This is a genomic window from Bifidobacterium sp. LH_389 (assembly GCF_056357235.1).
Genome location: NZ_JBKEVR010000003.1, coordinates 149,710 through 172,913, shown reverse-complemented (window position 1 = coordinate 172,913; position 23,204 = coordinate 149,710). Strand labels below are relative to the sequence as shown.

The window sequence follows — 23,204 nt, the reverse complement described above, 5'->3', positions numbered from 1 at the left end:
CGACCTATCGTCGCCGTTCCCGGAACCCCTCCCGGGGCTCCATCGTTATCCTTGTCACTTCCCCCAACATTGCACGGCGCCGAGCATTCCGGGATTTTACCGAGAGTGAAATGCGTGGAAATGCGGCAGACCCGTCGCGAAACCTGCGCATCAGGCGGGCGGGAGGCCGCCGACCAAACTTTCCAATCTGCACGCTCCTCAGCGCAGATTGGAAAGAATGACCGCAAATCGGGCCCCTCGAGGGGCATGTTTGCGGTCAAACTTTCCAGTTTGCGGCGCGGCGGACAGTTGGCGCAGCGCGGCCAATGCGGAAGGTGACGGTCAGGAGGTCCGGGCATTGGCGCGCTTGAGCTCGTCGCGGATCTCCTCGAGCACGGCGAGCGTGCGTTCGGAGACGTCGGCATCGGCCGCTTCGGCGGCGCCGACCGTGGTCGCGGAGGTCTTGGCGGTTCCGGCGGTCTCGGCGGCGGCAGCGTTGCCGGCAGCCTCTACGGCACTGTCCGCGGCAGCCGCGTCGTCCGAGGTGGCGGCATCCTCGTCCAGCACGGAGGAGGTCATGTCGCGCAGCTTGTTGATCGGCAGAATCACGCAGAAGTACACTGCCACGCCGATGAGCAGGAAGTTGAGGATCGCGTTGAGGATGGATCCGAAGGAGATCACCGCGTTGTGCGGCAGCGTGATATTAAGGATGCCGGACATGTCCGGCTGCCCGCCGATGGCCGCGATGAGCGGGTTGATGAGGTTCGCGACGATGGCGTTGACCACGCCGGTAACCGCGGAGCCCATGACCACGCCGACGGCCATGTCGATCATGGAACCGCGGGAGATGAACTTCTTGAAGCCGCCGAACGGTCCCACGTCGGTGAGCACGGCGATTCTGCGCGCCGCAGTGGAAGCCGCCGCAGTGGCGCTGGAGGTCGCGGCCGATGCCGCCGCCGCTGTGGCCGCCGCAGTAGACGCAGTGGCGTCGCCGGCCATCGCCAGCACGGACGGGGCGTTCCCGGACTGACGGGACCGAGACTGGCGCATCCGCCGCACCCTGCGGGGTTCGCTGTCCGATTCGCGAGGTTCCCGTGCGGCACGCGCGCCGCCGGACCGTCCCCTGCCGTTCGCCGCATGATTGGCCATCGCGTCTCCTCTCCTCCCGGTTGCCGACTGCCTGCACGTGCACACCGCACCCGCCGTGCGCACCACAGCTCCCATTGTCCCAGACGTCCCGGCCCGGACCTGTCCATTCTTTCCAATCCGTGCTCGTCCCAGAGCAGATTGGAAAGTTTGACCGCGGATCAGGCCGTCAGAGGGCCATTTTCGCGGTCATTCTTTCCAGTTTGTGCCGTGGAAGATGCGGATTGGAAAGATTGGACGGAGCACGGCGGCACAGGCGCGGAAATGCGGGCGCGGGACTGCGGCGGCGCAGCGGCGCGGCAGGTGGCATACTGGGCAACATGAGCGAGAACAACAGGCATATTGCGTATTTCGCGGGCGGCTGCTTCTGGGGTTTGGAGCGCTATTTCCGGGCTGTGGACGGGGTGACCGGCACGACGGTCGGCTACGCGCAGTCGACCGTACCGAATCCGACCTACGAGCAGGTGTGTTCGGGCGCGACCGACGCGGCGGAGACCGTGAAGGTGGAGTTCGACCCGGACCGGGTGAGCCTGCGCACGCTGTCGCTGCTGTTCCTTGAAGTGATCGACCCGTTCAGTGTGGACGCGCAGGGGCCGGACCACGGGCGGCAGTACCGTACGGGCATGTTCTACGTGGACGACGGCGATGACGATGGCGATGGCGGCCAAGCCGGCAGCGGCGACAGTGCACGCGAGAGGGCCGGCGACCGAACCGGAGCCGGAGCCGAGGCATGCATGCAGGCAGACAGCCGATCCGGAGCAACGGAACAAGCCCGGCCCGCAACCCAGTGCCAGCCGGCAACGGCTAACGAGCCCTCCCCCGATGAGGAAGGCCACGCGGGCGCCGAAACCGCCACCGCCCGGGAAGCCACCACAGCCACCGCACTCTCGGGTCCGGTCGCCGCCGCAACCATCACCGAAGCCAGCGCTCCGGAAGCTGCCGCCACGGCCGCCGAAACCGCCCCTGCGCCGGAATCCGCTCCTGCCGCCACGGCCGTCAGCCCGACCGACGCCGTGACCGTCGAAACCGCCGCCACTGCAGTCATTGAGGCCACTGAGCCGGCCGACGCAACTGCCTCCACCGCCGAAGCCAGCGCCCCGGAAGCCACCGCCACGGCCGACCGCCCGGCATTGCGCAGCGTGGCCGCCCACGCCACCGGCAATGACCAGCGCGACACCTACGTGGCCGCGCTCGAGCAGCTCATCGACCGCGACCCGCGCCGCCCCGCCGTGCTGGTGGAGCCGCTGCGCAACTTCTACCCGGCCGAGGAGCGCCATCAGGACTATCTGGAGAAAAACCCCGGCGGTTACTGCCACATTCCGCTGGAGAAGATCGCGAACGTGCGCAGGCGTCAGCGGTACGTGGAGCGCATCTGGGACCTGACGCTCGAGCAGTTTGCGGTCACGCAGCGCGCGGCCACCGAACGCCCGTTCGTCAACGCGTACGACCATACCTTCGAGCCGGGCGTGTACGTGGATGTGGTGAGTGGCGAACCGCTGTTCCTGTCCACGGACAAGTTCGATTCCGGCTGCGGCTGGCCGGCGTTCTCCAAGCCGATCAGCGCCGATCTGCTCACCGAGCACGAGGATGACCGCATCCCGGGCCGTCCGCGCATTGAGGTGCGCACCGCGGACACGCAGATCCATCTGGGCCATGTGTTCGCCGACGGCCCGTCCGACCGCGGCGGATTGCGCTATTGCATGAATTCCGCCGCGTTGCGGTTCGTGCCGAAGAGCCGCATGGCCGAGGAAGGGTACGGCGATCTCATCGCGAAGCTGGAGGCCGGCGAGCGCTGATGGCCCGGCGGGCGCACGTACCGGGTCTGCTCACTGTGCAAAAGCACGACGCACAGTGAGCAAATCCCGTGGCGTGCGGCCCCGGTCACGCATAGCCACGGTCGCACGCGCGCAGCACACGCAGCACGCACGACCCAGCGTGCACCGCACGGCTCACATGGAGCGCGCGTTGTCGATGAGCGCCTGCTTGAGGTCTGCCTCGAGCTGGCGCATCTTGCCCTCGGCCGCCTCGCGATTGGCCTTGCCCTGCTTCTGGATCTGCACGGTGTCCTTGAGCGTGGCGATGAGCTCGTTGTTGATCTTCTCCAGCGTTTCGATCTCCACCACGGAGCGCTGGTTGGCCTTCTCCGCGTCCACCGCGCCCTGGTGCAGGGCGGTGGCGTTCTTCTGCAGGAGCTTGTTGGTCACGTCGTCCGCCTTGTTCTGCAGGTCGAGCGCCTTGCGCTGGTTGGACAGGCCGAGCGCGATGACCATCTGGCTCTTCCACACGGGGATGGTGGTGGAGATGGTGGTGTCGATCTTGTCCACGATGGTCTGGTCAGCGTTCTGGATGATCTTGATCTGCGGGGCGGTCTGCAGGGTGACCACGCTGATGCGGTCCAGATCGTCCAGTCGCTTGGCGAAGCGGTCGAGCTTGGACTTGAAGTCCTTGAGCACCTGCGCCTGCATCGGGTCGCCGGACTTGGCGGCCTCCGCCTCGAGGGCGGGCAGCTGGGTGGCGTTGAAGTCCGCGAGCGCCTTCTTGCCGGCGAGTACGGTGAGCTTGAGTTCGCGGTACTGCTGGGCGTTCTGGTCGTACATGGTGTTGTACATGGAGATGTCCGCCACGAGGCGTGCCTGCGCGGTTTCGAGCTTGGAGACGATGTCGTCGATCTGCGAGTCGACCTTCTGGTAGCGGCGGCGCAGCTTGTCGATGGAGACGGCCACCTGCCCGATGATCGGCAGCTTGCGGAAGCCGCCGAGTTCGGCCTCGTCGATGGTCACGAGCATGGTGCTCAGCAGTTCGCCGGCCTCGCCGGTGTCCTTGGAGCGCGTTTCGGAGAGGATTTCGTCGGCGAAGCTGCTGGTGGCGCGCTGCACGTCCTTGCCGTAGGAGGATTCGATGCCCTGCTGCGTGAGGTTGATGGACTGGGCCATCTGCGCGATCTGCTGCTGGTCCGCTTCGGGCAGCTTGGCGATCTGCTGGTCGGGGGTGAGCTTCGCGTCGGAGGCGGCCTGATCGGCGGTGGGGACGAGCGCCCCGGCGTTGGGGTCGGTGACGGCGGGCGCGGTGACGGCGTTCGCCGTGCCGGAGGCGGTGAGGTCTGCGAGGGTGATCTGCTGTGCCATGGTGTGGTTTCCTTTCGATGGCGGGTGACGGGGTTTGGCGTTGCGACTGTGACAGCGATTATGACAGCGCGGCGATGATGGCCTGCATGGCGTCGTTGTTGGGCAGTTCGCTCACGGCGTTGAGCTGGTCGGCGGCGGACGGCACGCCGAAGCGGCTGATGGAGTCCGTGCCCACGAAGTTGGAGGCACGGAAGCCGTGGCGCTCCCAGGCGAGCTTCTGCACGTCCGCGGACTTGAGCACGTCCATGAGCTTGCGGCCGTTGTCGTCGAGGGCGATGAGGGTGTGTGTGCTCCACACGGTGGGCGTGGGGTAGACGATCACCACGTCGTCCTTGATCTGCTGGTAGGCGTCCGGCTGGTTGACGGCCAGATCGAGAATCTGCGATTCGTAGCCGATCATCATGGGCTTGGAGCCGACGCCGAGGGTGAGGAACTGGTTGAAGCTGTCCTCCGAGCTGGTCTCCATCCATCCGGACTTGGAGAAGATGGCCTTGATCTTGTCCGCGTCGCGCTTGACGGAGTCGACGGTGGCGGGCTGGCCGCCGTTGAGCACGGTGGCCACGAGGGCCGCGTATTCGTTGCCGGAGTTGGATTGGACCGGGTCGGTGGAGTCGATGCGGAACTGCCCGTAGCCGGCCTTGTAGCCTACGTCGGCCCAGGATTTGTTGTTGACCAGCGCGTCCACGGCCTTGGCCATGTCCATGTGGTAGACCTCGCCGTTCTTGGTGACGAGCCCGCCGGAGATGAGCCCGTCCACCACGGCCTTGTGCGTGTAGAGCACGATGGGCGAGTTGAAGACGATGTCCGAATTGGAGGCGTTCACGCCCTTGGCCTTGCCGTATTCCACGGCGGCGCGAGAGGACGGGAACAGGTAGTCCATGCCGGTGCGGTCGGCGTCCATCATGGCCAGCGATCCGGCCTTGCGGTAGTTGATCTTGAGGCCCTGCGCGGCGGCGGCCTGCGCGAACTGGGGGTCGTCGAACAGACCGATCTTCTCGCCACCGAGGTATCCGTTGACCTCCGTCAGTTCCACGGGCGCGGCGGGCTTGGGGCGGGTCTGCTGCCAGACGGCGGCCCCGCCGAGCACGGCCACCACTACGATCAGCGCCACCAGGCCGATGATCTTCGATTTGCTGAGTTTCACTTCGTCTCCTCCGTCCCCTTCACGCCGTTGGCCATGCCCGTCTGCGCACCGGCATGTGCGCCTGCCGCGGCAGACTCCTCAAGGCTGTAGCCGTCCATGCGCGCGAGCCGTTCGATCGCCTCGGAGTCGGCCGCAATGCCGAGCGTCTTGGACGACACGGCCCGGGACAGCTCGCCGGCCGCGGCCTTCTCCAGCACCTGCAGCGCCTCGATGGTTTCCTGCCGGGCGCGCGCGAGCTGGTCGCCAGCCCCGGAACGTTCCACGTCCACGTAGGATTCGAGCAGCTTGGAGGTCTGCTCGCCGTAGACGGTGATGTAGTGGCGCAGCGTGTTCCATGCGCCCGGATCGGTGCCCACGTAGCGCACAAGGTCGCGTGTGGCCACGATGAAGTCGTTCGCCTCCGCCCGCACGGTCGGGTCCTGCACGTCCCGGAGGGTCCCTTCGATGAGCTTCAGTCTGGCGTTGGCGGCGTCGATCGCGTCCGCGGCCTTCTGCCCGTTGGGCAGTGCGGAGGCGAGCATCTTGCCGATCCTGCGTTCCGGTTCGGTCAGCGTGCTCACGCCCACGTAGCCGCTGGCGGCCGCGACCACCGCCACGACGAGGCCCGGCACCCCGCCGCCCGCGATCACGAAGCCGAGCGCGCCGAGCGCCAGCCCGGCAACGAATCCAAGTACCACGCTGAGCATCAGTTGTATCCCTTGACCTGGCGGAACACGGCGGCGAGGTCTCCGGAGCGGCCGTCGAACACCTTGGCGTTGGACAGTGCGGCGATCTCGTCGAGCTGGGTCGGGTCGGCGCTGCCGAACATGATGGAGAAGATCGGCACGTCGTTGCCGCGGCTGCGATAGTCGGTCTTGAACTGCTCCTGATTCTCGGTTTCGGACTGGCCGTCGGTCATGAGCACGATGGCCACGGTGTAGTCCGCCGCGTTGCTCGGCATCTGCTCGAAGGCCGCATCGAGCGCGGAGTAGATGTCGGTGCCGCCCACCGGGTTGCGGTCGGCCGCGTTGCTGAGCAGCAGGTGCGTGTCCTTGCCGGTGACCTTGAACGCCGGGGACGGGTTGGAGGAGAACGGGATAAAGACGTTGACGTCCTTGTCGGACGGTTCGATGCGCGAGGCCTTAGCCTGATCCGGGTCGAGCGCGGCGTTCAGGCCGTCAACCACGCCGTTCTTGCCGGCACCCTGCATGGAGCCGGAATAGTCCACCACCCAGATGGTGTAGCTGGGCTTGCGCAGCCCGGACTGGTAGATGCTCAGCGCCTGGTCGATCACGTCCGCGGCGGGCAGCGGGATGGTCTTGAGCACGCTGGCGTCCGTGCTGATGCCCCAGTCGGCCTTGAACGACTGCTGCACCTGCGCGTCCGAACCGTAGGTGAGCGTGCCGCCCAGTCCGGTGCGGCGGCCGGCCCGCTCGAATTCGAGTTTGGAGTCCTTGGAGCCGAGCGCCTGCTGGAACTTGGCGAACGCGTCGGCAAGGTTCTGCCCGCGGTCCACGTAGCCGAGCGGCGAGTCGGAGATGGCGATGCCGTCGGCCGGGTAGACGGCGAGCAGCGGGTCGTGGCCGGCCTGCGTGAGCTGCTTATTGGCCTGGATGACCAGCGATTCGTAGTTGACCATCGCGTCGAAGCGGTCCGGGTTGGCCACCACCATGTCCTTGAGCCAGTCCGAGGAACCGGAGGAGCGGTCCACGCCCTTGAGCAGCGCGGTGACCTTGGACTGCAGGTCGGCGTTCTGAAAGTCGGCCGCGGTGAGCGGTTCGGACTTGCCGGACAGGGCGGCCGCGAAGGCGAGGTACGCGGAGGCGCCGGAGTTCGACTGGGTGGCGGAGGTCATGGAGAACTTGAGCTTGCCGGCGGTCACCGCGTCGATGATGTCCGCGGTGGCGACGGCCTTGGTCTTGCCGGAGGAGTCCGCCCAGCCGAGGCCGACGGCCTTGGCCTTCTCGATGCCGAAGACGATGGGCGTGGTGGAGGTGCTCGTGGCGTTCTTGACGAGGTGTTTGGTGTCTCCCATGGAAATCCACATGGAGGAGGCGGGCCAGACGGCGTCGTAGTTTTCGCCGCCGTTTTCGAGGACGCTCATGATGTCGAGCGAGCCCATGTAGTTGAGTGTGACGGCCACGCCGGATTCGTCGGCGGCCTTCTGCACGGCCGCGGCGACTTCCTTGTTCTCCGAGCCGGATGCGATGTTGAGCGTGGCCGTGGCCTTGCCGCCCGCCGGCGTGAAGGTCTGGACCTTGTCGCCGTTCTGCGCGGTGTTCCCGCCGTTCGTGTTACCCGTGTTGCCCGTGACCGATGCCGAGCAGCCCGCCCCCGCGAGCATCATCGCCCCTGCCGCGAGCGCGGCCACCGCCTTGAGGATACGCTTTCCCATGGTGTTCATAGCCCCATTGTCGATCACCAGTGCTTCCTTGCGGAGTCGCCAAAATGAACGTCACGTGAACGTAAAGTGAATCTCCAAGGCCAGCAACGTAGTCGATCGTTTTACCTGCATTGTAGCGGAACGGTGGGCATCGGAACGGGCGCAGGGACGCGAACGGGGCCCGCCTACACGATCGTCAGCGCCGCGGTCAGGCCAAGCCGGCGTACAGGTCGCCGACCGAGAGGAACGTGTAACGGTCGTCATCGGCGTACTTCGCCGCGGTCGCCGGGCTGACGGGCTCCTTGGTGAACAGGATGAACCGCGTATCGTCCACGGGATATCCCGGCACCAATCCGGCCCTTCCGACGAGTTGCGCCACTTGCATTCGCCCAGCATGATCTGCCTCGTCTCCGGGTCGGCGGCGATGACGTCGATATCCGTCTGCTCCCGCGCCACGGGATTGGCGTCCCACGTACCCCCTATGCGACGCAAGGCAAGCGGATTCACCGGTTTGCGATTAACTGACTCACAGTTAGGAATATCACGAGTCACTTAACGGAAGGTGCGGACTGCGAAGTCTACTTGAAAAATACTGTTAAACTTATCAGGAGGGTTTTATCCCCTCTTCACAAGGTGTTTCAGCGACGAAACACTGGTTCGAGCAAATTCTTGTCACAACGAAGGATTTACATCATGAAAACAAGAAAAACCCACGCTTTCGCTTCTTTATCCGCTGTCAATGGCGGTCACGTGTTCCATTATTTGTACAAGTCCTAATTTCACCATATATGTCACAACCGTCCTGTGGCCATCAATGTTGATGGCCACAGGACAATAGCTCCACGGTAAGGCAACAATCATGGGAATCCGCAGGACTCTTATCGCCAGCAACGGCACAATATTCGCCGCCGCACTGGCCGCGGCTCTGACACTGGTGCTGTCCAGCTGCGCAATCGGACCGTCCGACGGCGGGAACGGCGGCGAACGGTTTATGGATGCCGGGATCGCATCCTGGTCGTCAGACGACGACCTAGTCAACCAGATCCTCGCCGACGGCAAGGTAAGCCACGCCGAGACCATACAGGCCATCGAAGCGCAATTCGCGTGCTACGAAAAACACGGACTGGCCGGCGAATACGGCTACAACCTCGACATAGAACCATGGACCCTGCCGGGCACCTACATAGGATTCAGCAAGGACAACCCCGAACGCACCAGCATGCCGGAACCATACCTGTCCGACCTCGACCTCCAAACCCAATGGCTGACCACCCCGGAAGGACGGCAATGGGCGGAACAGCAGAGCCAGCTCCTGGAGGACACGGCGGCCAAATGCGCGGTATTCAACAAGGTCGAAAGCGCGGTCACGTCGCAAACCGACCTCAACGAATACGCGCGCAGACAATACGACAGCAAGGCCGAATGCATCAGGGCGAACGCCCCCTCGTACGCCAGCCGCATCGACGACTCATGGGCCGCGGGCGACGACGGGCTGCGGCGCCTGAGCGAGGAGTTCCGCGACGACATGCTGGACTGGAACGGTTGGGACGACGGCTCCGAACTGTCCAAACTCTACGCCTGCACCCAGTTCAACGGGTCCGGGGAAATGAAGACCTTCGGCAATCCCATACCACGGCAATAAGCACAGCAAAAAAACACTCGCGGCACCGCGGTCCTGCGAGACGGACAGCCTACAGCGCGGCGGTGACCGGGTCGTCCAGGAAGTCGAGGATGCGGTCGAGGTAGGGCCGCAGCACGGCGTTGGGCATGCTGAACAGCTCGTGCAGCGAATTGGGCACGCGGACGAGCTCCACTTGGCAGCCGCCGTCGCGCACCAGCGAGGCGAAGCGGTCCTGCGGCTGGTTGAGCACCCAAATGTCCCGGTCGGCCTGGAACAGCAGGATCGGCGTCTCCACGTTCGCGCAGGCCTCCGGGCGGCTCACCGCGCGAGACAACCGCAGCGCCTGACGGACCCATTCGAAGGTGGCCGCGTTGGTCTGCCGGTGCTCGTCCTCGCAGCGCAGCTCGTGGAACCAGCGCACGCGGGCCTCGGAAGCCCCCTTGTGCTCACTCAGATCCAGATTGTTCGGGTCGAACGGCCCCTGCCCGAACACCACATGCCGGCTCAGGCCGAACGCGCACATGCCCTCGGCGAGCACGCGCGCCACCCCGTTCGGCATGCCGGTGGCGGGGGCGATCATGGGCGCGGACAGCACGGCCCGGTCGAACAGCGAGGGGTACTGCTCGAGCACCGCCGCGCCGATGCCGCCGCCCATCGAATGCGCGTACAGGTTGAGCGGGCTGCCGCCGGCGTACTGCTGGCCGATCGTCTCGGCGAAGGCGGCCAGATCGGACACATACCGCCGCCAGTCGTCGATCCACACCAGCGAACGGTCCTTCACGTCCCGCACGGACCGGCCGTGGCCGCGGTGCTCGAGCACGCACACCGAATAGCCGGCGAGCAGGAAGTACCACACCATCTCCGCGTACTTGGCGGCGAACTCGGTGAACCCGTGGCTGATCACGATCGCGCCGCGGAACGTGGCGTCCGCGCCCGCCACCCTGATCGCGTCGAACCGGGCGGCGTCGTAGCACACGTAGTGCAGCTTGCCGCCCGTGGGCGCCGGGCCGAGGCCCTTGGGCGACGGCGGGTCGAACCAGCCCTCGTCCCGGCACGCCTCAAGCGTCGGCAGCACCTTGGTGCGCATCTGGTTGCGGTAGTCGTTCTCGTCCACGAGCGTGATCTGCATGGCTCCAGACTAGCGCAGGGCATGCGCCGGCCACCCGGCCCGCGCTACCGCAGTCCGAACGCCTCGTACAGGAAGTCGCGCTGCAGGGTGAGCAGCCGCTCCGCCACGGTCTCGTCGTTGGTCATGTGCGTGATGCCCGTGAGCGGCAGGTAGGTGTGCGGCCGGCCCGCGGCCATGAGCGCCTGCGAAAGCCTGAGCGAGTGGGCGATGGTCACGTTGTCGTCCGCGAAGCCGTGGATGAGCATGAGCGGGCGGGCGAGCTTCGGCGCGTCCTGCACGATGCCGTTGCGCTCGTACACCTGCGGGTCGAGGCCCAGATAGCGCTCGGTGTAGTGCGTGTCGTACAGCGTCCAGTCGGTGGGCGGGGCGCCCGCGCAGCCGGCCTTGACCACGTCCGGGGCGTCCAGTACGGCCAGCGCGGACAGGAATCCGCCGTACGACCAGCCGATCATGCACACCTTGTCCAGATCGGCGTCCGCAGCCTCGGGCACGTCGGCGAGCGCGCGTACGGCCTCCACCTGGTCGGCGAGCGTGACGTCCTTCATATTCTCGAAGATCTCGCGGTCCCACTTCGGCCCGCGCCCGGTGGTGCCGCGGCCGTCCGCGGTGACCACGATGAATCCCTGATCGGCCCACCACTGCGACTCCCAGTAGTAGCCCTGCTGGAGCACCACCTGCTGGAATCCGGGGCCGCCGTAGGGCTTGAGCAGCACGGGCAGCTTGCCGCCGTTGGCCGCCTTGATGCGCTCGGCCGTCTCGCAGCCTTCGGACGGGCAGGTGATCGCCGTGTACAGGCGGTGCTCGCCCAGACGCACGAACACGGTGTTCGGCGCGAATCCGGGCGTGGCGGCCTCGTTGGCGATCCGTGCGCGGGCGGTTTCGCGGCCGGACCCGTCGGTGAGGATGTGGACCATCTCGCCCCTGGCGTCGGCCATGCCGCGCCCGGAGACGATCGAGCCGCGCACGCCGCGTTCCGCATGCCACACGCCGGGCCTGCGGGTGACGGGCATGACCGTGCCGTCGAACGCGATCGAGACCACGTCGAAGCTGCGGGCGTCGTGGTCGGCCGGGTCGGTCCAGCCGCCGGCCTCAGCCCCGGCGATCGGGCCGGTCAGGTCAGGTTCGCGCTGCGCCACGGCGAGCACGTCCCGGTCGGTCACGTCCAGCACCTGCCGCACGTTCCAGCCGGCCGGGGTGAACGCCTCGCCGTCCACGGTCAGGCGGTTGGTGTCCGCCGCCATGTCGTTGAGCGGGCAGACCAGACGGCCGTCCGGCGTCATGGCGGGCGTGCCGGCCACCAGATCGATCCACTGGTCGTTATGGTGGGTTTCGAGCACGGCGGTCTCTCCGGTGGACTGGTCCACGGACAGCACCTGATCGTTGCGCTGGCAACGGTCCTGCACGAGCACGATCGGGCCGCGGCCGGCGGGCCAACTCACGGAGGCCACGTACTCGTACGCATCGCGGTCCCAGCGGACCGGGTGGCCGCCGCCGAAGCCCGTGCAGCCGCCACGCTCGTCGAACAGCAGCTCGCCGACCGTCAGGTACACGTCCGCGTTCCGGGTGAGCGCACGCGGGTAGCGCCGCCCTTCGGCGGGACGGTCGGGGTGGGCGGGGTCGCTGATGTACCACATCGGCTCGTACTGCGCATCGAACATCTCGAACAGGATGTGCCGCGAATCGGGCCCCCACCAGAAGCCGTCGTAGCGGTCCATCTCCTCGCCGGCCACGAATTCCGCCAGGCCGATCTTCCACGTGTTCTCCACGTCATCGTCCTCGCCGCACACGCCGTAGACCGGACCGACCGAGTCGAGGCATGCGGGGGCGCCGTACAGGCCTTCGCTCAGCGCCGTCTCCATGGCGTCCGCCTCCACGAACACGCCGTCGTCCACGTCCCCCGCGGGCTCCTCGGCGTCCTCGTCGGGGTCCTCCGGCCAGGGGGCGATGTCCACCAGCATCAGATGCTCGCCGGTGGTGTACAGCACGTGCCGGCCGTCGGGACTGATGCGCGGGTTGAGCACCGGGCCGTATGTGCCGTCGGCCAGCGCGTTGACGCCCCGCTCGTCCACGCACAGCTGGCGGGTGCGCACGGTCGGCTCCTCGCCGGCCCCGTCACCGTCCTCGTCCACGATTTCGGTGAGGAACAGCTGCCCGTTGATCACGTACGTCACGCGCCGGCCTGCGGAGTCCACCGAGTAGCTCACGATGCCCGCGCCGCCCTCGCGCGCACGCTCGCGCCGGGCCCTCTCCTCCGCCGGAACGTCCTCGTTGTCCGCGTCGGCCAGCAGTTCGCGCGGATCGGCCAGCTTGGTCTCGTGGTGCTCGCCGGCCGAGTCGAACCAGCTGAGCCACAGGCTGGTGACCAGATCCTCCGGGCCGTCGGAGCGCAGGAACAGCGCGCGTTCGCCGTCACCCAGCAGCTTCGCGGACCGCGGCGCAGCCCCCGAGAACCGCAGCGTACGGGCGCGCTTGCGCGGGAAGTCACGGATCGCCGCCTGCATCGCCTCGCCCGCCGTGCCGGTCCCGTTCGTTTCGTGTACCTGATCGCCCATCGCGTCGCTCCTTAGTGCTCGAGACATGTCCGGGGCACGCCCGCAGCATGCCCGTTTCCGTTACGTCCACGCTATCACCCCGCGTCGCTCGCACTCCCCCGGCCGTCCGCGCGGCACGCCAATCCGGCGTGGAACCGGCCGCACTTTCGCGAACGGACAAAACTCCGGGGACAACGGCCCCACACGTCAAGGATTCATGCAAATCGCATGTTGTAACTTATGCAAATCGTCTAGTATAATTTATGTAAATCGTCTAGTATATTGTATGCAAATCGACTAGCACAAGGAGACGATCGGCATGATTCCAAGGGCTTTGGCGGGAAAACTCGCGCGCATGGCCGGCCAGTTCCCAGTCGTGACCGTAACCGGCCCTCGTCAATCCGGAAAATCCACACTGGTGCGCGACGTCTTCCCCCAATACCGCTATGTGTCGCTGGAGGACGAGGACATGCGATCGTTGGCCGCGGAAGATCCCCGCTCGTTCTTGGAACGATTCGATTCCCGAGTGATCATCGACGAGGCGCAACGGGTTCCCTCACTGTTTTCCTACATGCAGGGCATGGTGGATCGCCGCGGCGAACCGGGGCAGTATGTGCTGTCCGGCTCACAGAATTTCCTGCTGCTCAAGAGCATCTCCCAATCGTTGGCAGGCCGCGTGGCGATACTCCATCTGCTGCCGCTGTCCTATGAGGAGCTGGCCGGCAGTGAGTTCGCCCCGTCGTCGGTCAGCGAATTCCTGTTCAAGGGCGGTTACCCGCGTCTCAACACGATGGGCATAGCCCCGGAGGACTTCTTTCCGAATTACATCGCCACCTATGTCGACAGGGACGTCCGTGAGGAGCTGGGCGTCAAGAAGATATCCGGCTTCAACGCGCTGCTCACCTTATGCGCCACGCGGATCGGCGAAGTGCTGAACATCTCCAGTCTCGCCAACGACTGCGGCATCAGCACGGAAACGGCACGTGACTGGCTATCCATCCTTGAAGCCAGTTTCATCGTCTTTCGTCTGCCGCCCTACCACCGGAACTACGGCAAACGTCTCGTCAAATCCCCCAAACTGTATTTCTACGATACCGGTCTGGCCGCAAACTTGCTCGGGATCGAATCGGAAGACCAGATGTTTGCCAGCCAGCACCGGGGCAACCTTTATGAAAACGCGGTGATGGTCGAGCTCATCAAACGGTATCAGGCTTTGGGAAGAGAACCGCGGCTGTTCTACTGGAGGGACAGCAACAAAAAGGAAATCGACGCGATCCTCGAAAAGGGCGGCATGCCGCAGTACGCCGTGGAGATTAAGTCGTCCGCCACCTACAACGCGAAGGCATTCGCAATCCTCGAGGACATCGCTCCGCTCATGGGCCTGTCCCCGGAACGGAGGTTCGTGGTCTACGGCGGCACGGAAACCTTCCCGACCAGCCACGGTCAGGTCATCGGTCTCAAGGATCTTGGACGCCTCGTGCAATGACTGCAGCGGCACGGAACCGGCAACCGACCAAAATACGGGCTGAACGTCGCGAAATTCCGGATTCCAAGCGCCAAATGATCGCTCCAGCGATAGATTCGCGCTTGGCATTGCAGATTTCGCGACGTTCAGCCCGTATTTCGCCAGCCGTCCAGCCGACCAGCCAACCAGCCAGCCGGCTTCGGCTCAGTCCGCCCCGCTTCCGGAGCCCGAGCCGTTGCCCGTTCCGGATCCGGAGCCGTTTCCGGTTCCGGCGGACGACGAGGTCGGCGCCTTGGTGGTCACGGTCACGGTGGAGCCGGCGGTCACGCTGCCGGTCGGACTCACGGAAACCACGATCGCGTTGGAGGCCGTGGAACCCTGCACCTTCATCTGCAGGCCAGCCTCCTCAAGCATGGACTGGTATTCGGAAAGCGTGGTCGTGCCGGCGGAGAACGACGGCACCGCGGTCTTGCCCGCCTGCGTGGTGAGCGTGATCTCGGAACCGGATTCCGCGGTGGAGCCGGCGGACGGGGTCTGCCCGGTCACCTTGGCGCTGTCGTCGGAGGAGCCGCTGACGGTGATCTTGAAGCCGTTGAGCTCCTGCTTGGCCTGCGCGAGGGTGAGGCCCATCACGTTCGGCACGCTCACCTGCTTCCTGCCGGCGGAGACGAAGATCGTCACGGACTCGTCCTGCGCCACGTGCGTGCCGGCCGCGGGCGAGGTGCGGGTCACGGATCCCTGGGCCACGGTGTCGGACTCCTCGGTCTGGATGGACACCTTGAACTTCGGGTAGTTGCGCAGGTCGTTGGTCACGTCGGTCTGGGACTTGCCGGTCCAGTCGGGCATGGTCGTCATGCCGTTGGAGATGTACAGGGTGATGGCCGTTCCCTTGGCGGCGCTTTCGCCGGCCGCCGGGGAGGTGCGGGTCACCTTGTCCTTCTCCACGGTGGCGCTGTCCTCCGTCTTGTTGGACGGGCTGACGGTGAAGCCCGCCGTCTGGATCTTCGCTGCCGCCTCGTCCTGGTCGAGCCCCTCCAGGCCGGACGGCACGGTCTTGGTGGCCGGTCCGGCGGAGAACCACACCTTGACGCTGCTGCCCTCGGGCACCTGCGTGCCGGCGGGCGGATCCTGCTTGGTGAACGTGCCGGCGGGCTGGGAGGAGTCGGTGTCCTCCTGCACGTCCGGCTTGAGGTTCACGGCGGCCAGCGCGTTGCGCACCTGCGCCTCCGTCATGGAGGAGGTCAGCTGCGGGACGGCCACGTACTTCGTGGTGTCGCGGGTCATGTACCACCACGCGCCCGCCACGATGCCGGCGAGCACGAGCAGCCCCACCACGATGCCGATCACCGTGTTGCGCTTGCCCTTCTTCTTGGCGGCGTTGCGCTGGGCGACGCGCGTCTTGGGCAGCGTGTCCGTGGTGGCCGGGGACAGCGGTCCGGGCACGGATTCGAACTGGCCGGTCATCGGGTTGAACGCCTGCGTGGGCGCGCCCAGCGACTGCGTGGTGGCGGACGTGTCCGCGGCGGGCGGCATGGCCATGGTGGCGGTGCCGGTCGGCTGCGTCTCCGCGGCGGTCTCCTCCGCCTTGCGCGCCTTGATGTTGCTCAGGTCCGTGAGCGGGTTGAACGCGGCCGCCACGGGCATGCCGCCGTTCATGAAGGTCAGGATGTCGTTCTTGAACTCCGCGGCGGTGGCGTAGCGGTTCATGCGGTCCTTGGCCATGGCCTTGGCGCAGATCGAATCCCACATGGACGGCAGCCCGGGCACGAGCGTGCTGGGCGGCGTGGCCACTTCGGAGACGTGCTGGTAGGCGATCGCCACGGCCGAGTCGCCGGTGAACGGCGGCCGGCCGGTGAGCATCTCGTACAGCACGCAGCCGGCGGAGTACAGGTCGGAGCGGGCATCGACGCTCTCGCCGCGCGCCTGCTCGGGGGAAAGGTACTGCGCGGTGCCCACCACGCCCTGCGACTGGGTCATGGTGGCGGCGGAATCGTCCAGCGCACGGGCGATGCCAAAGTCCATCACCTTGACCATGCCCTGGTCGGAGATCATGATGTTGCCCGGCTTGATGTCCCGGTGGATGATGCCCATGCGGTGCGAGTAGTCGAGCGCGTTGAGCACGCCGAGCATCACCTGTTCGGCGTCGCGCTGGCTCAGCGGGCCGTTGGCCTTGATGATGTCGCGCAGCGTCTGACCCTGCACGTACTCCATGACGAGGTACGGCACGCGCTCGCTCTGCCCGCCGTCCGTGGCGAACACCTCGTCGCCCGAATCGTAGATGGACACGATGTTCGGGTTGTTCATCTTGGCGACCGACTGGGCCTCGCGGCTGAAGCGCGCCAGAAAGATGGAGTCGTTGGCGAGGTCGGACCGCATGATCTTCACGGCCACGGTGCGGTTCAGGCGGGTGTCCAGCGCCATGTAGACCTCGGCCATGCCGCCGTGGCCGATGACGTGATCGAGGCGGTAGCGGCCGTTCGCCAGTGTGTTGGGAGTGAGTGCGCTCATCGCGATACCTCCTGAGTGGTGTTCGACCCCGCTTCGCTCAGCAGCCTGGCGCCATGCGGGGCGCTGACCACCATGCGGGGAAGCTTCTTGCCCGCGCCGAGAATCATCTCGGTGTTGGGCGTTTCCTGATCAAGCAGACGACGTTCGATCTTCGCCAGCGTGCGTGCGACCATGAGTGCGTCGGTGGGACGATTCGCTGGATCCTTCTCCAGCATCGCCATGACGAAGTGCGCGAGCTGCGTGTCCACGGCGCTCGGCAGGGGCGGCACGGGTTCGTTGACGTGCGCGGCGGCAATGTCCACCGCGGTGGCTCCGGTGAACGGACGGTGACCGGCAAGGCCTTCGTACGCCACCACGCCCAGCGAGTAGATGTCGGACTGCGGGGTGGCCGTCAGTCCCTGCGCCTGTTCGGGGGAAATGTACTGTGCGGTGCCCACCACCATGCCGTCCTGGGTGATCTGCACCTGATTGGTGGAGTAGGAGACGCCGAAGTCGGTGATCTTCACCTCGCCGTTGTCGGACACCATGATGTTCGCCGGCTTCACGTCGCGGTGGATCACGCCATGGCTGTGCGCCACGAACAGGCCGCGGGCCGTCTGGATGAGGATCGGCAGCAGTTCCAGCGCGGGCATGGCTCCGCGTTCGCGGTAGATGTCCGCGAGGGATTTGCTCGGCACGTACTCCATGATGAGGAATCCGATGCCGTCGTGCTCGTAGTACTCAAACAGGGCGGCGATGTTCGGATGCGCCAGATTGGCGGAATTATGGGCTTCCGCGCGCAGACGCTTGAGCTTGGCCTCGGTGTCCTGCATGTCGCGGCGCAAGGCCTTGATGGCCACCGGACGGTCGAGCTGAATGTCGTAGCCCTTCCACACTTCGCCCATGCCGCCCTGCGCCAAGCGCCTGTCCAGACGATAGCGCCGGTGGATGAGCTGGCCTTCGACGAGTCTCATTTCAGCGCCTCCTGCATCACTTTCTTCATCACCGGGCCGGCGGTGCTCACGCCGAAACCCCTCACGTTGTGGACGACCACGGCCACCGCGATCTTCGGATTGTCCGCCGGGGCGAATCCGACGGTCCACCCGTCAATCCTCTCCCCGTTGCCGATCTGCGCGGTGCCGGTCTTGGCGGCCACGCCCTGACTGAGCTGCAGACTGGGCGCGTCCTGACTGACCACCGAAGCCATCATATCCTTCAGGGCGTTCGCCGTGTTTTGCGAGAACGCCTGGCTCATCACCGTCGGCTTGGTTTCCGAGATCACGCTCAGGTCCGCACCGCGCACGCGATCCACCAGCGTGGGCTTCATCACCTTGCCCCCGTTGGCCACCGCGGCCGCCACGAGCGCGTTCTGCAGCGGCGTGACCACCGTGTCCCCCTGCCCAATGGACGCGAGAGCAAGCTTGTCCGCGCCGGTGGTGTTCGGGAACTGCGAGGCGGTGGCGGAGACCGTCGTGTCTCCGGAGCCGGAGTCGTCCACCACGATCGGCTGGTCGAATCCGAGCTTCTGGGCCTGTTCGCCGATCGCCGCATTGCCGAGCTTGACGCCGAGCTGTGCGAACGCGGTGTTGCTGGACCACGTGAGCGCGTCCTTGAGGCTGATCTGCCCGTTGGAGCCGGCCGCCTGCGACGTGGTGTTGGTCAGGTTGGTGACCGTGCCGGGCAGCGTGTAGCTGGCACCGGCGGGAATCTGGGTGCCCGCTTGGTATTGGCCGGATTCGAGGGCCGCTGCCGCCACGACGATCTTGAACGTGGACCCGGGCGGATAATGCTCGCTGATCGTGCGGTTGAGCATGGGGTTGCCGTCCGCGTTCACGGCCGTCTGGTAGGCGCTGATCGCCTGCGTGCCGTCGTGCGAGGCGAGCGGATTGGGGTCGTAGCTGGGCGCGCTCACCATGGCCAGAATCCGCCCGGTGCTCGGCTCAATGGCCACGACCGCGCCTTCCCGGTCTCCCAACGCATCCATCGCCACCTTCTGCAGGGCCGGATTGATGGACGTTTCGATGCTGGCGCCCTTGGTTTCCGAACCGGTGAACAGCGAGCGGACGCGGTCGAGCCACAGGCTGTCCGACTGGCCGGAGAGCAGCGAGTTGCGCGAGGCCTCGATGCCGCGATCCGAGCGGCTGGTGATCGAATAGTAGCCGGTGACGGGCGCGTACAGGGTGCCATCCGAGTAGACGCGCTGGTACTTGAACGAGTCGGACACAGGGTTCGACTGGGCGATGACCGTGCCGTCCGAGGCGAGGATGGAGCCGCGCGGCATGCCGTATTCGGCGTATAGGCCGCGACGGTTGCGCGGGTCGGCGTTGAGATCGTCCGCCTTGAACGCCATGATCACCGTGCTGGACAGTCCCAGCACCACGAACAGCGTGATGACGGCCGTGAAGAGCTGGCGCAGCGACTTGTTCATGCGTTGCCTCCCTGCGTTCCCGCTCTCCTGCGTTCGTCCTCGATCATGTCGTCGTCCAGCCGGGGCTGGCGGTGGGTGTCCCGGTCGGGCTCCTCTGCGTCAGGCTCCCCGTCACCGGGCGCGACCGGCGCGACCGGCACGACCGACCGCGTGGCGATGACCTGCGTGGCCATGGCGTTCTGCGCCTCCTGCTTCCTCACCTGCTCGGCGCGCTCCTTGACCTCCTGCTCGCGCAGCACGGCCAGCGCCTCGTACTGGAAGGTTTCGGAAGTGGTGTCCGGCTGGGGCTTGTTCGCCGCGTTGGAGATGACGATGAGCAGCGAGAGCAGCAGCATGTTGGCCAGCAGGCTGGAGCCGCCGGCGGCCATGTACGGCATGGTGAGACCGGTGAGCGGGATGACGAGCGTGACACCGCCCACCACGGTGAACACCTGGAACGCCATGGTGAACACCAGTCCGGAGGCCAGCAGCTTGCCGAAACCGTCCTTGATTTTCATGGCCGTCACCATGCCCGTGGCGATGATGATGAGGTAAAGCATGAGCACGGCGAGTACGCCGGCCAGTCCCAGCTCCTCGCCCACGGAGGCGTAGATGAAGTCGGAGAAGCTCAGCGGCGTGATGTACGGGTGCCCCTGACCGAGTCCGGTGCCGCTTAGGCCGCCGGCGGCCAGTCCGAACACGCCCTTGGCAATCTGCTCGGAGCCGCCCACCGCGTTGTACACGTCCGGGTCGAACGGATGCAGCCACGCGTTGACGCGGTTGCCCACGTGGCTGAACACGGTGGAGGCGACCACCGCACCGGCCACGAACGCGCCGAGGCCGATGACGATCCAGCTCTTGCGGCCCGTGGCCACGTACAGCATGGACACGAACATGGCGAAGAACATGAGCGAGGTGCCCAGATCGCGCTGCAGCACCAGCACGCCCATGGACACCGCCCACACAATGATGATCGGGCCGAGGTCGCGGATGCGCGGCAGACGGAAGCCGAGCACCTTCCTGCCACCCACGGCAAGCTGGTCGCGATGGTCGAACAGGTAGGCGGCAAAGAAGAACGCGAGGAACAGCTTGGCGAATTCGGCCGGCTGCATGGTGTAGCCGCCGATCTTGATCCAAATGCGCGAACCGCCCTCCTCATGGCCCAGCACCGGCAGCATGGGGGCGAGCAGCAATGCCAGACCGACCACCATGCTCACGTAGGAGAAGCGGCGCAACACGCGGTAGTCCTTCAGCCCCACCACGAGCGCGCAGCTCAGGGCCAGTGCAACCATGAGCCAGATGAGCTGGCGCGAGGCGACGGACGTGTTCTGCGCCGCGTCGATGCGCGCGATGATCATGGTGCCGATGCCGGTGAGCAGGATCACGCACGGCACGAGCGTCTGGCTGCCGTACGGCTGGAACCGGGCGAGCAGCGCCCACATCACCACGAACATGGCCGCCACGCCCAGCAGGCGTACGGTGACATCCATGGGCATGTGGCCTTCGGTGCGCTGGAACATCTGGAAGAAGCCCAGGCCGACGATCGCAAACGAGAACAGCAGGAGCGCAAGTTGGCGCAGGCGGGTGCCGGTCATTGCTGGCTCACCTGCCCTGCGGACGGAGCCGGCGTCGCGGCAGACGTGCTCGGGCTGGCCGGGCTGCTGGCCGAATCGGACGGCGAAGGCGTTGACGACGGCGATGCGGCCGCCTGCTGCAGGTTCCGATTCTCCTCGCTGATGTAGCGCGCACGTTCGCGGGCCGCATCGAGGCTGTCCACGGCAATGCCCTGACGCAGCTGTTCACGCCAGTTCTCCGGCAGCTCGTCCAGACTCACGCTCGTGGTCTGCACCGCGTGCGAGAGCTTCAGGCCGAAGATGTCCGTGGGCACGCCCTGATAGATGGTCACCATGCCGTCCTGCTCGCCCAGATAATAGCGGGTCTGGCTCCAACGGTACGTGCCGTACACGCCAACGCCCGCCGCCACCAGCGCCAGCACCAGCAGCACGATCACGGCCACGCGTCCGCGGCGCCTGCGATTGCGGCGGAGGCGTGCACGCGCCCGGTGGTCGTGCTGAATGGCGTTGACCACGTCCGGATCGAACGGATCGTCGGTCATGCGGCCGTCACGCTTCATGATCACCGGAATCTCACCGGTGTCCGGCACCTGCATTTCGCCGGTTTCCGCACGGGTCTCCGAGGGCTGCGCCACGCGGCGCTCACCCGCTGCGGGTGCCCCGGCACCGGACGTATCGCCCGCATTGCCTGCATCGGCACGCTGCGCGTCCGGATCATCGCCGTGCTCCGCAGCCTGCACGAGCGCCGCGGCACGGCTGGCCGGCGAACTGCCCGAGTCCTTGAGCTTGGGAGCCGCCGCCACCGGCTTGTCCAAAATGTCGGCGATCGGCTCCAGACTCGCGCTGGCCGCCCCGCCGATGAGCGGGGTCTGGTGAGGCAGATCGAACGCGTTCGCGTCGAGCGCGAGGGTTGCATCGGCCACCACGGCGGTCACATTGTCCGTGCTGCCGGCCTTGAGCGCCATCTGCACGAGCTGCTGGGCGCATTCGTTCTGGTCGGCCACGGAGGCGAGCGTCTGCGCGATCGTCGAATCGGCGAGCACGCCGCACAGGCCGTCGGAGCACAGCAGCCAGCGGTCGGCGGGCTTGGCGGCGCGGATCATGATGTCCGGTCGCGGGTCGATGTCGAAGTCGCCGAGCACGCGCATCACCACGTTGCGCTGCGGGTGAGTCTTCGCCTCGGAAGGCGTGATGTGACCCGTGTCGATGAGATGCTGCACGTAGCTGTGGTCCTGCGTGACGTGCATGAGGTTGCCGTCGCGCAGCAGGTAGGCGCGCGAATCGCCGATGTGCGACATCACCCAGTAGCCGCCCACGAGCGCCACGGCGGTCACCGTCGTGCCCATGCCGGAGAGCTTGCGTTCGCGGCGCGCCTTGCCCACGATCGCGTCGTGCGCCGCCAGCACGGACGCCTCGAGCATGTCCGCCACGGCCTTCACGTCGCCGGTGGTGTCGTCGTGCTCGATGTGTGCCAGCGACCGGATGGCGATGGTGGATGCCGTGTCGCCGCCTGCATGGCCTCCCATACCGTCGCAGATGGCGATCAGGTGCTCGCCGGCGAACGACGAGTCCTGATTGTTGCTGCGCACGTAGCCCACGTCGGAAACGGTGGTGGAGTATAGGAAAAGCTGCGAGGAATCGGGCATGGGCGTCTACCTCAATTCCAGTGTGGTAGCGCCGATGCGCACGGGTACGCGGGCGGGAAGGATGGTGGGGGCTTCAATGCGCTGACCGGCAACCACGGTGCCGTTCATGGATCCGAGGTCCTCGATGGCCCACTGGCCGCTCGAGGGGTCCACGTACACGCGGGCGTGATGGCCGGAGACGAACTCGTCGTTGAGTACCACGGTGTTGGAGGCCGCACGGCCGATGGTGATCGCCTCGCCGCTCAACGGCACGGTCGCGCCGGCCAGCGGGCCATCGATTACGACCAGCAGGGCGGGAGCGCCCTTGGACGACTCCGCATCCGCGGCGGAAGCGGCGTTGTTGCGTGCGGAAACATGGCTGCGCGGTGCAGGCGCGGACGCCTGGGCCTCGGGCACGGGGGCCTCGGCGGCACGGCGGGCCGCACGCTCGCGCTTGCGACGCGAACGGGACGGCTTGGGACTGAACGCGGCGATGTCCCGGTGCAGGGACCGGACCGCGAGCCATACGAACGCCCACAGCAGTACGAGGAACCCGTACTTGAGGAGCGCGAACGTCAACTCGGTCATGATGGGACCTTAGCTAGCCCG

At 66.3% G+C, this 23,204-nt stretch carries 16 protein-coding genes and 2 pseudogenes; 4 read left to right on the top strand and 14 right to left on the bottom strand.

The window, feature by feature from the left end; all coding sequences use genetic code 11:
* Window positions 1-321: 321 nt before the first annotated feature.
* The gene (gene mscL, locus AC1AZA_RS04845; protein ID WP_476513760.1) at window positions 322-978 is read right to left on the bottom strand and encodes a large conductance mechanosensitive channel protein MscL; all 657 of its coding nucleotides are present in this window, start codon (window positions 976-978) and stop codon (window positions 322-324) included.
* 467 nt (window positions 979-1,445) lie between these two features.
* Between mscL and msrA the strand changes: the two are divergent.
* A pseudogene (msrA, locus tag AC1AZA_RS04840) lies at window positions 1,446-1,766 on the top strand (peptide-methionine (S)-S-oxide reductase MsrA); the annotation flags it as partial.
* 525 nt (window positions 1,767-2,291) lie between these two features.
* A pseudogene (gene msrB, locus AC1AZA_RS04835) lies at window positions 2,292-2,921 on the top strand (peptide-methionine (R)-S-oxide reductase MsrB); the annotation flags it as partial.
* Window positions 2,922-3,074: 153 nt separating this feature from the next.
* On the opposite strand, the gene AC1AZA_RS04830 reads toward msrB, so the two are convergent.
* The 5 genes from AC1AZA_RS04830 to AC1AZA_RS04810 form a co-directional block, all read right to left on the bottom strand.
* A complete protein-coding gene (locus AC1AZA_RS04830; protein WP_476513616.1) occupies window positions 3,075-4,250 on the bottom strand; it encodes a toxic anion resistance protein in 1,176 nt (391 codons plus the stop codon).
* A 58-nt stretch (window positions 4,251-4,308) separates the two neighbouring features.
* Window positions 4,309-5,394, bottom strand: a complete 1,086-nt coding sequence (locus AC1AZA_RS04825) for a hypothetical protein (RefSeq protein ID WP_476513615.1) — start codon at window positions 5,392-5,394, stop codon at window positions 4,309-4,311.
* The gene (locus tag AC1AZA_RS04820) at window positions 5,391-6,080 is read right to left on the bottom strand and encodes a hypothetical protein (RefSeq protein WP_476513614.1); all 690 of its coding nucleotides are present in this window, start codon (window positions 6,078-6,080) and stop codon (window positions 5,391-5,393) included. Before AC1AZA_RS04820 ends, AC1AZA_RS04825 begins: the two co-directional genes overlap by 4 nt.
* Window positions 6,080-7,768 (bottom strand): VWA domain-containing protein, encoded by a 1,689-nt coding sequence (locus AC1AZA_RS04815; protein WP_476513613.1) that lies wholly within the window; start codon window positions 7,766-7,768, stop codon window positions 6,080-6,082. Before AC1AZA_RS04815 ends, AC1AZA_RS04820 begins: the two co-directional genes overlap by 1 nt.
* 196 nt (window positions 7,769-7,964) lie before the next feature.
* Window positions 7,965-8,141, bottom strand: coding sequence for a hypothetical protein (locus AC1AZA_RS04810; RefSeq protein ID WP_476513768.1), 177 nt, complete (start codon window positions 8,139-8,141; stop codon window positions 7,965-7,967).
* Between the two features lie 474 nt (window positions 8,142-8,615).
* Between AC1AZA_RS04810 and AC1AZA_RS04805 the strand changes: the two genes are divergently transcribed.
* The gene (locus tag AC1AZA_RS04805) at window positions 8,616-9,398 is read left to right on the top strand and encodes a hypothetical protein (protein ID WP_476513612.1); all 783 of its coding nucleotides are present in this window, start codon (window positions 8,616-8,618) and stop codon (window positions 9,396-9,398) included.
* A 49-nt stretch (window positions 9,399-9,447) separates the two neighbouring features.
* Here AC1AZA_RS04805 and AC1AZA_RS04800 read toward each other — a convergent pair whose 3' ends face one another.
* Both AC1AZA_RS04800 and AC1AZA_RS04795 read right to left on the bottom strand, forming a co-directional pair.
* Window positions 9,448-10,506 carry an alpha/beta fold hydrolase gene (locus AC1AZA_RS04800; protein ID WP_476513611.1) on the bottom strand — a complete coding sequence of 353 codons (1,059 nt, stop codon included), beginning with the start codon at window positions 10,504-10,506 and terminating at the stop codon, window positions 9,448-9,450.
* 44 nt (window positions 10,507-10,550) lie between these two features.
* A complete protein-coding gene (locus AC1AZA_RS04795; RefSeq protein ID WP_476513610.1) occupies window positions 10,551-13,058 on the bottom strand; it encodes an alpha/beta fold hydrolase in 2,508 nt (835 codons plus the stop codon).
* A 298-nt stretch (window positions 13,059-13,356) separates the two neighbouring features.
* Between AC1AZA_RS04795 and AC1AZA_RS04790 the strand changes: the two genes are divergently transcribed.
* Complete coding sequence (locus AC1AZA_RS04790; RefSeq protein WP_476513609.1) at window positions 13,357-14,523, top strand: ATP-binding protein; 1,167 nt, start codon at window positions 13,357-13,359, stop codon at window positions 14,521-14,523.
* Between the two features lie 183 nt (window positions 14,524-14,706).
* Here the strand turns inward: AC1AZA_RS04790 and pknB are convergent, their stop codons facing one another.
* Genes pknB through AC1AZA_RS04760 form a run of 6 tightly spaced genes read right to left on the bottom strand, consistent with a single transcriptional unit; the run spans window position 14,707 to window position 23,183 of the window.
* A complete protein-coding gene (gene pknB / locus AC1AZA_RS04785; RefSeq protein ID WP_476513608.1) occupies window positions 14,707-17,010 on the bottom strand; it encodes a Stk1 family PASTA domain-containing Ser/Thr kinase in 2,304 nt (767 codons plus the stop codon).
* The gene (locus AC1AZA_RS04780; protein ID WP_476513607.1) at window positions 17,007-17,963 is read right to left on the bottom strand and encodes a serine/threonine-protein kinase; all 957 of its coding nucleotides are present in this window, start codon (window positions 17,961-17,963) and stop codon (window positions 17,007-17,009) included. The genes pknB and AC1AZA_RS04780 overlap by 4 nt, the downstream gene beginning before the upstream one ends.
* Window positions 17,960-19,417 carry a peptidoglycan D,D-transpeptidase FtsI family protein gene (locus AC1AZA_RS04775; protein ID WP_476513606.1) on the bottom strand — a complete coding sequence of 486 codons (1,458 nt, stop codon included), beginning with the start codon at window positions 19,415-19,417 and terminating at the stop codon, window positions 17,960-17,962. The genes AC1AZA_RS04780 and AC1AZA_RS04775 overlap by 4 nt, the downstream gene beginning before the upstream one ends.
* Window positions 19,414-20,991: an FtsW/RodA/SpoVE family cell cycle protein gene (locus tag AC1AZA_RS04770; protein WP_476513605.1), complete on the bottom strand. Its 1,578-nt coding sequence runs from the start codon at window positions 20,989-20,991 to the stop codon at window positions 19,414-19,416. The genes AC1AZA_RS04775 and AC1AZA_RS04770 overlap by 4 nt, the downstream gene beginning before the upstream one ends.
* Complete coding sequence (locus AC1AZA_RS04765) at window positions 20,988-22,616, bottom strand: PP2C family protein-serine/threonine phosphatase (RefSeq protein ID WP_476513604.1); 1,629 nt, start codon at window positions 22,614-22,616, stop codon at window positions 20,988-20,990. Before AC1AZA_RS04765 ends, AC1AZA_RS04770 begins: the two co-directional genes overlap by 4 nt.
* A 6-nt stretch (window positions 22,617-22,622) precedes the next feature.
* Entirely contained in the window at window positions 22,623-23,183 is a 561-nt protein-coding gene (locus AC1AZA_RS04760; RefSeq protein WP_476513603.1) for an FHA domain-containing protein FhaB/FipA, read from the bottom strand.
* Window positions 23,184-23,204 lie beyond the last annotated feature (21 nt).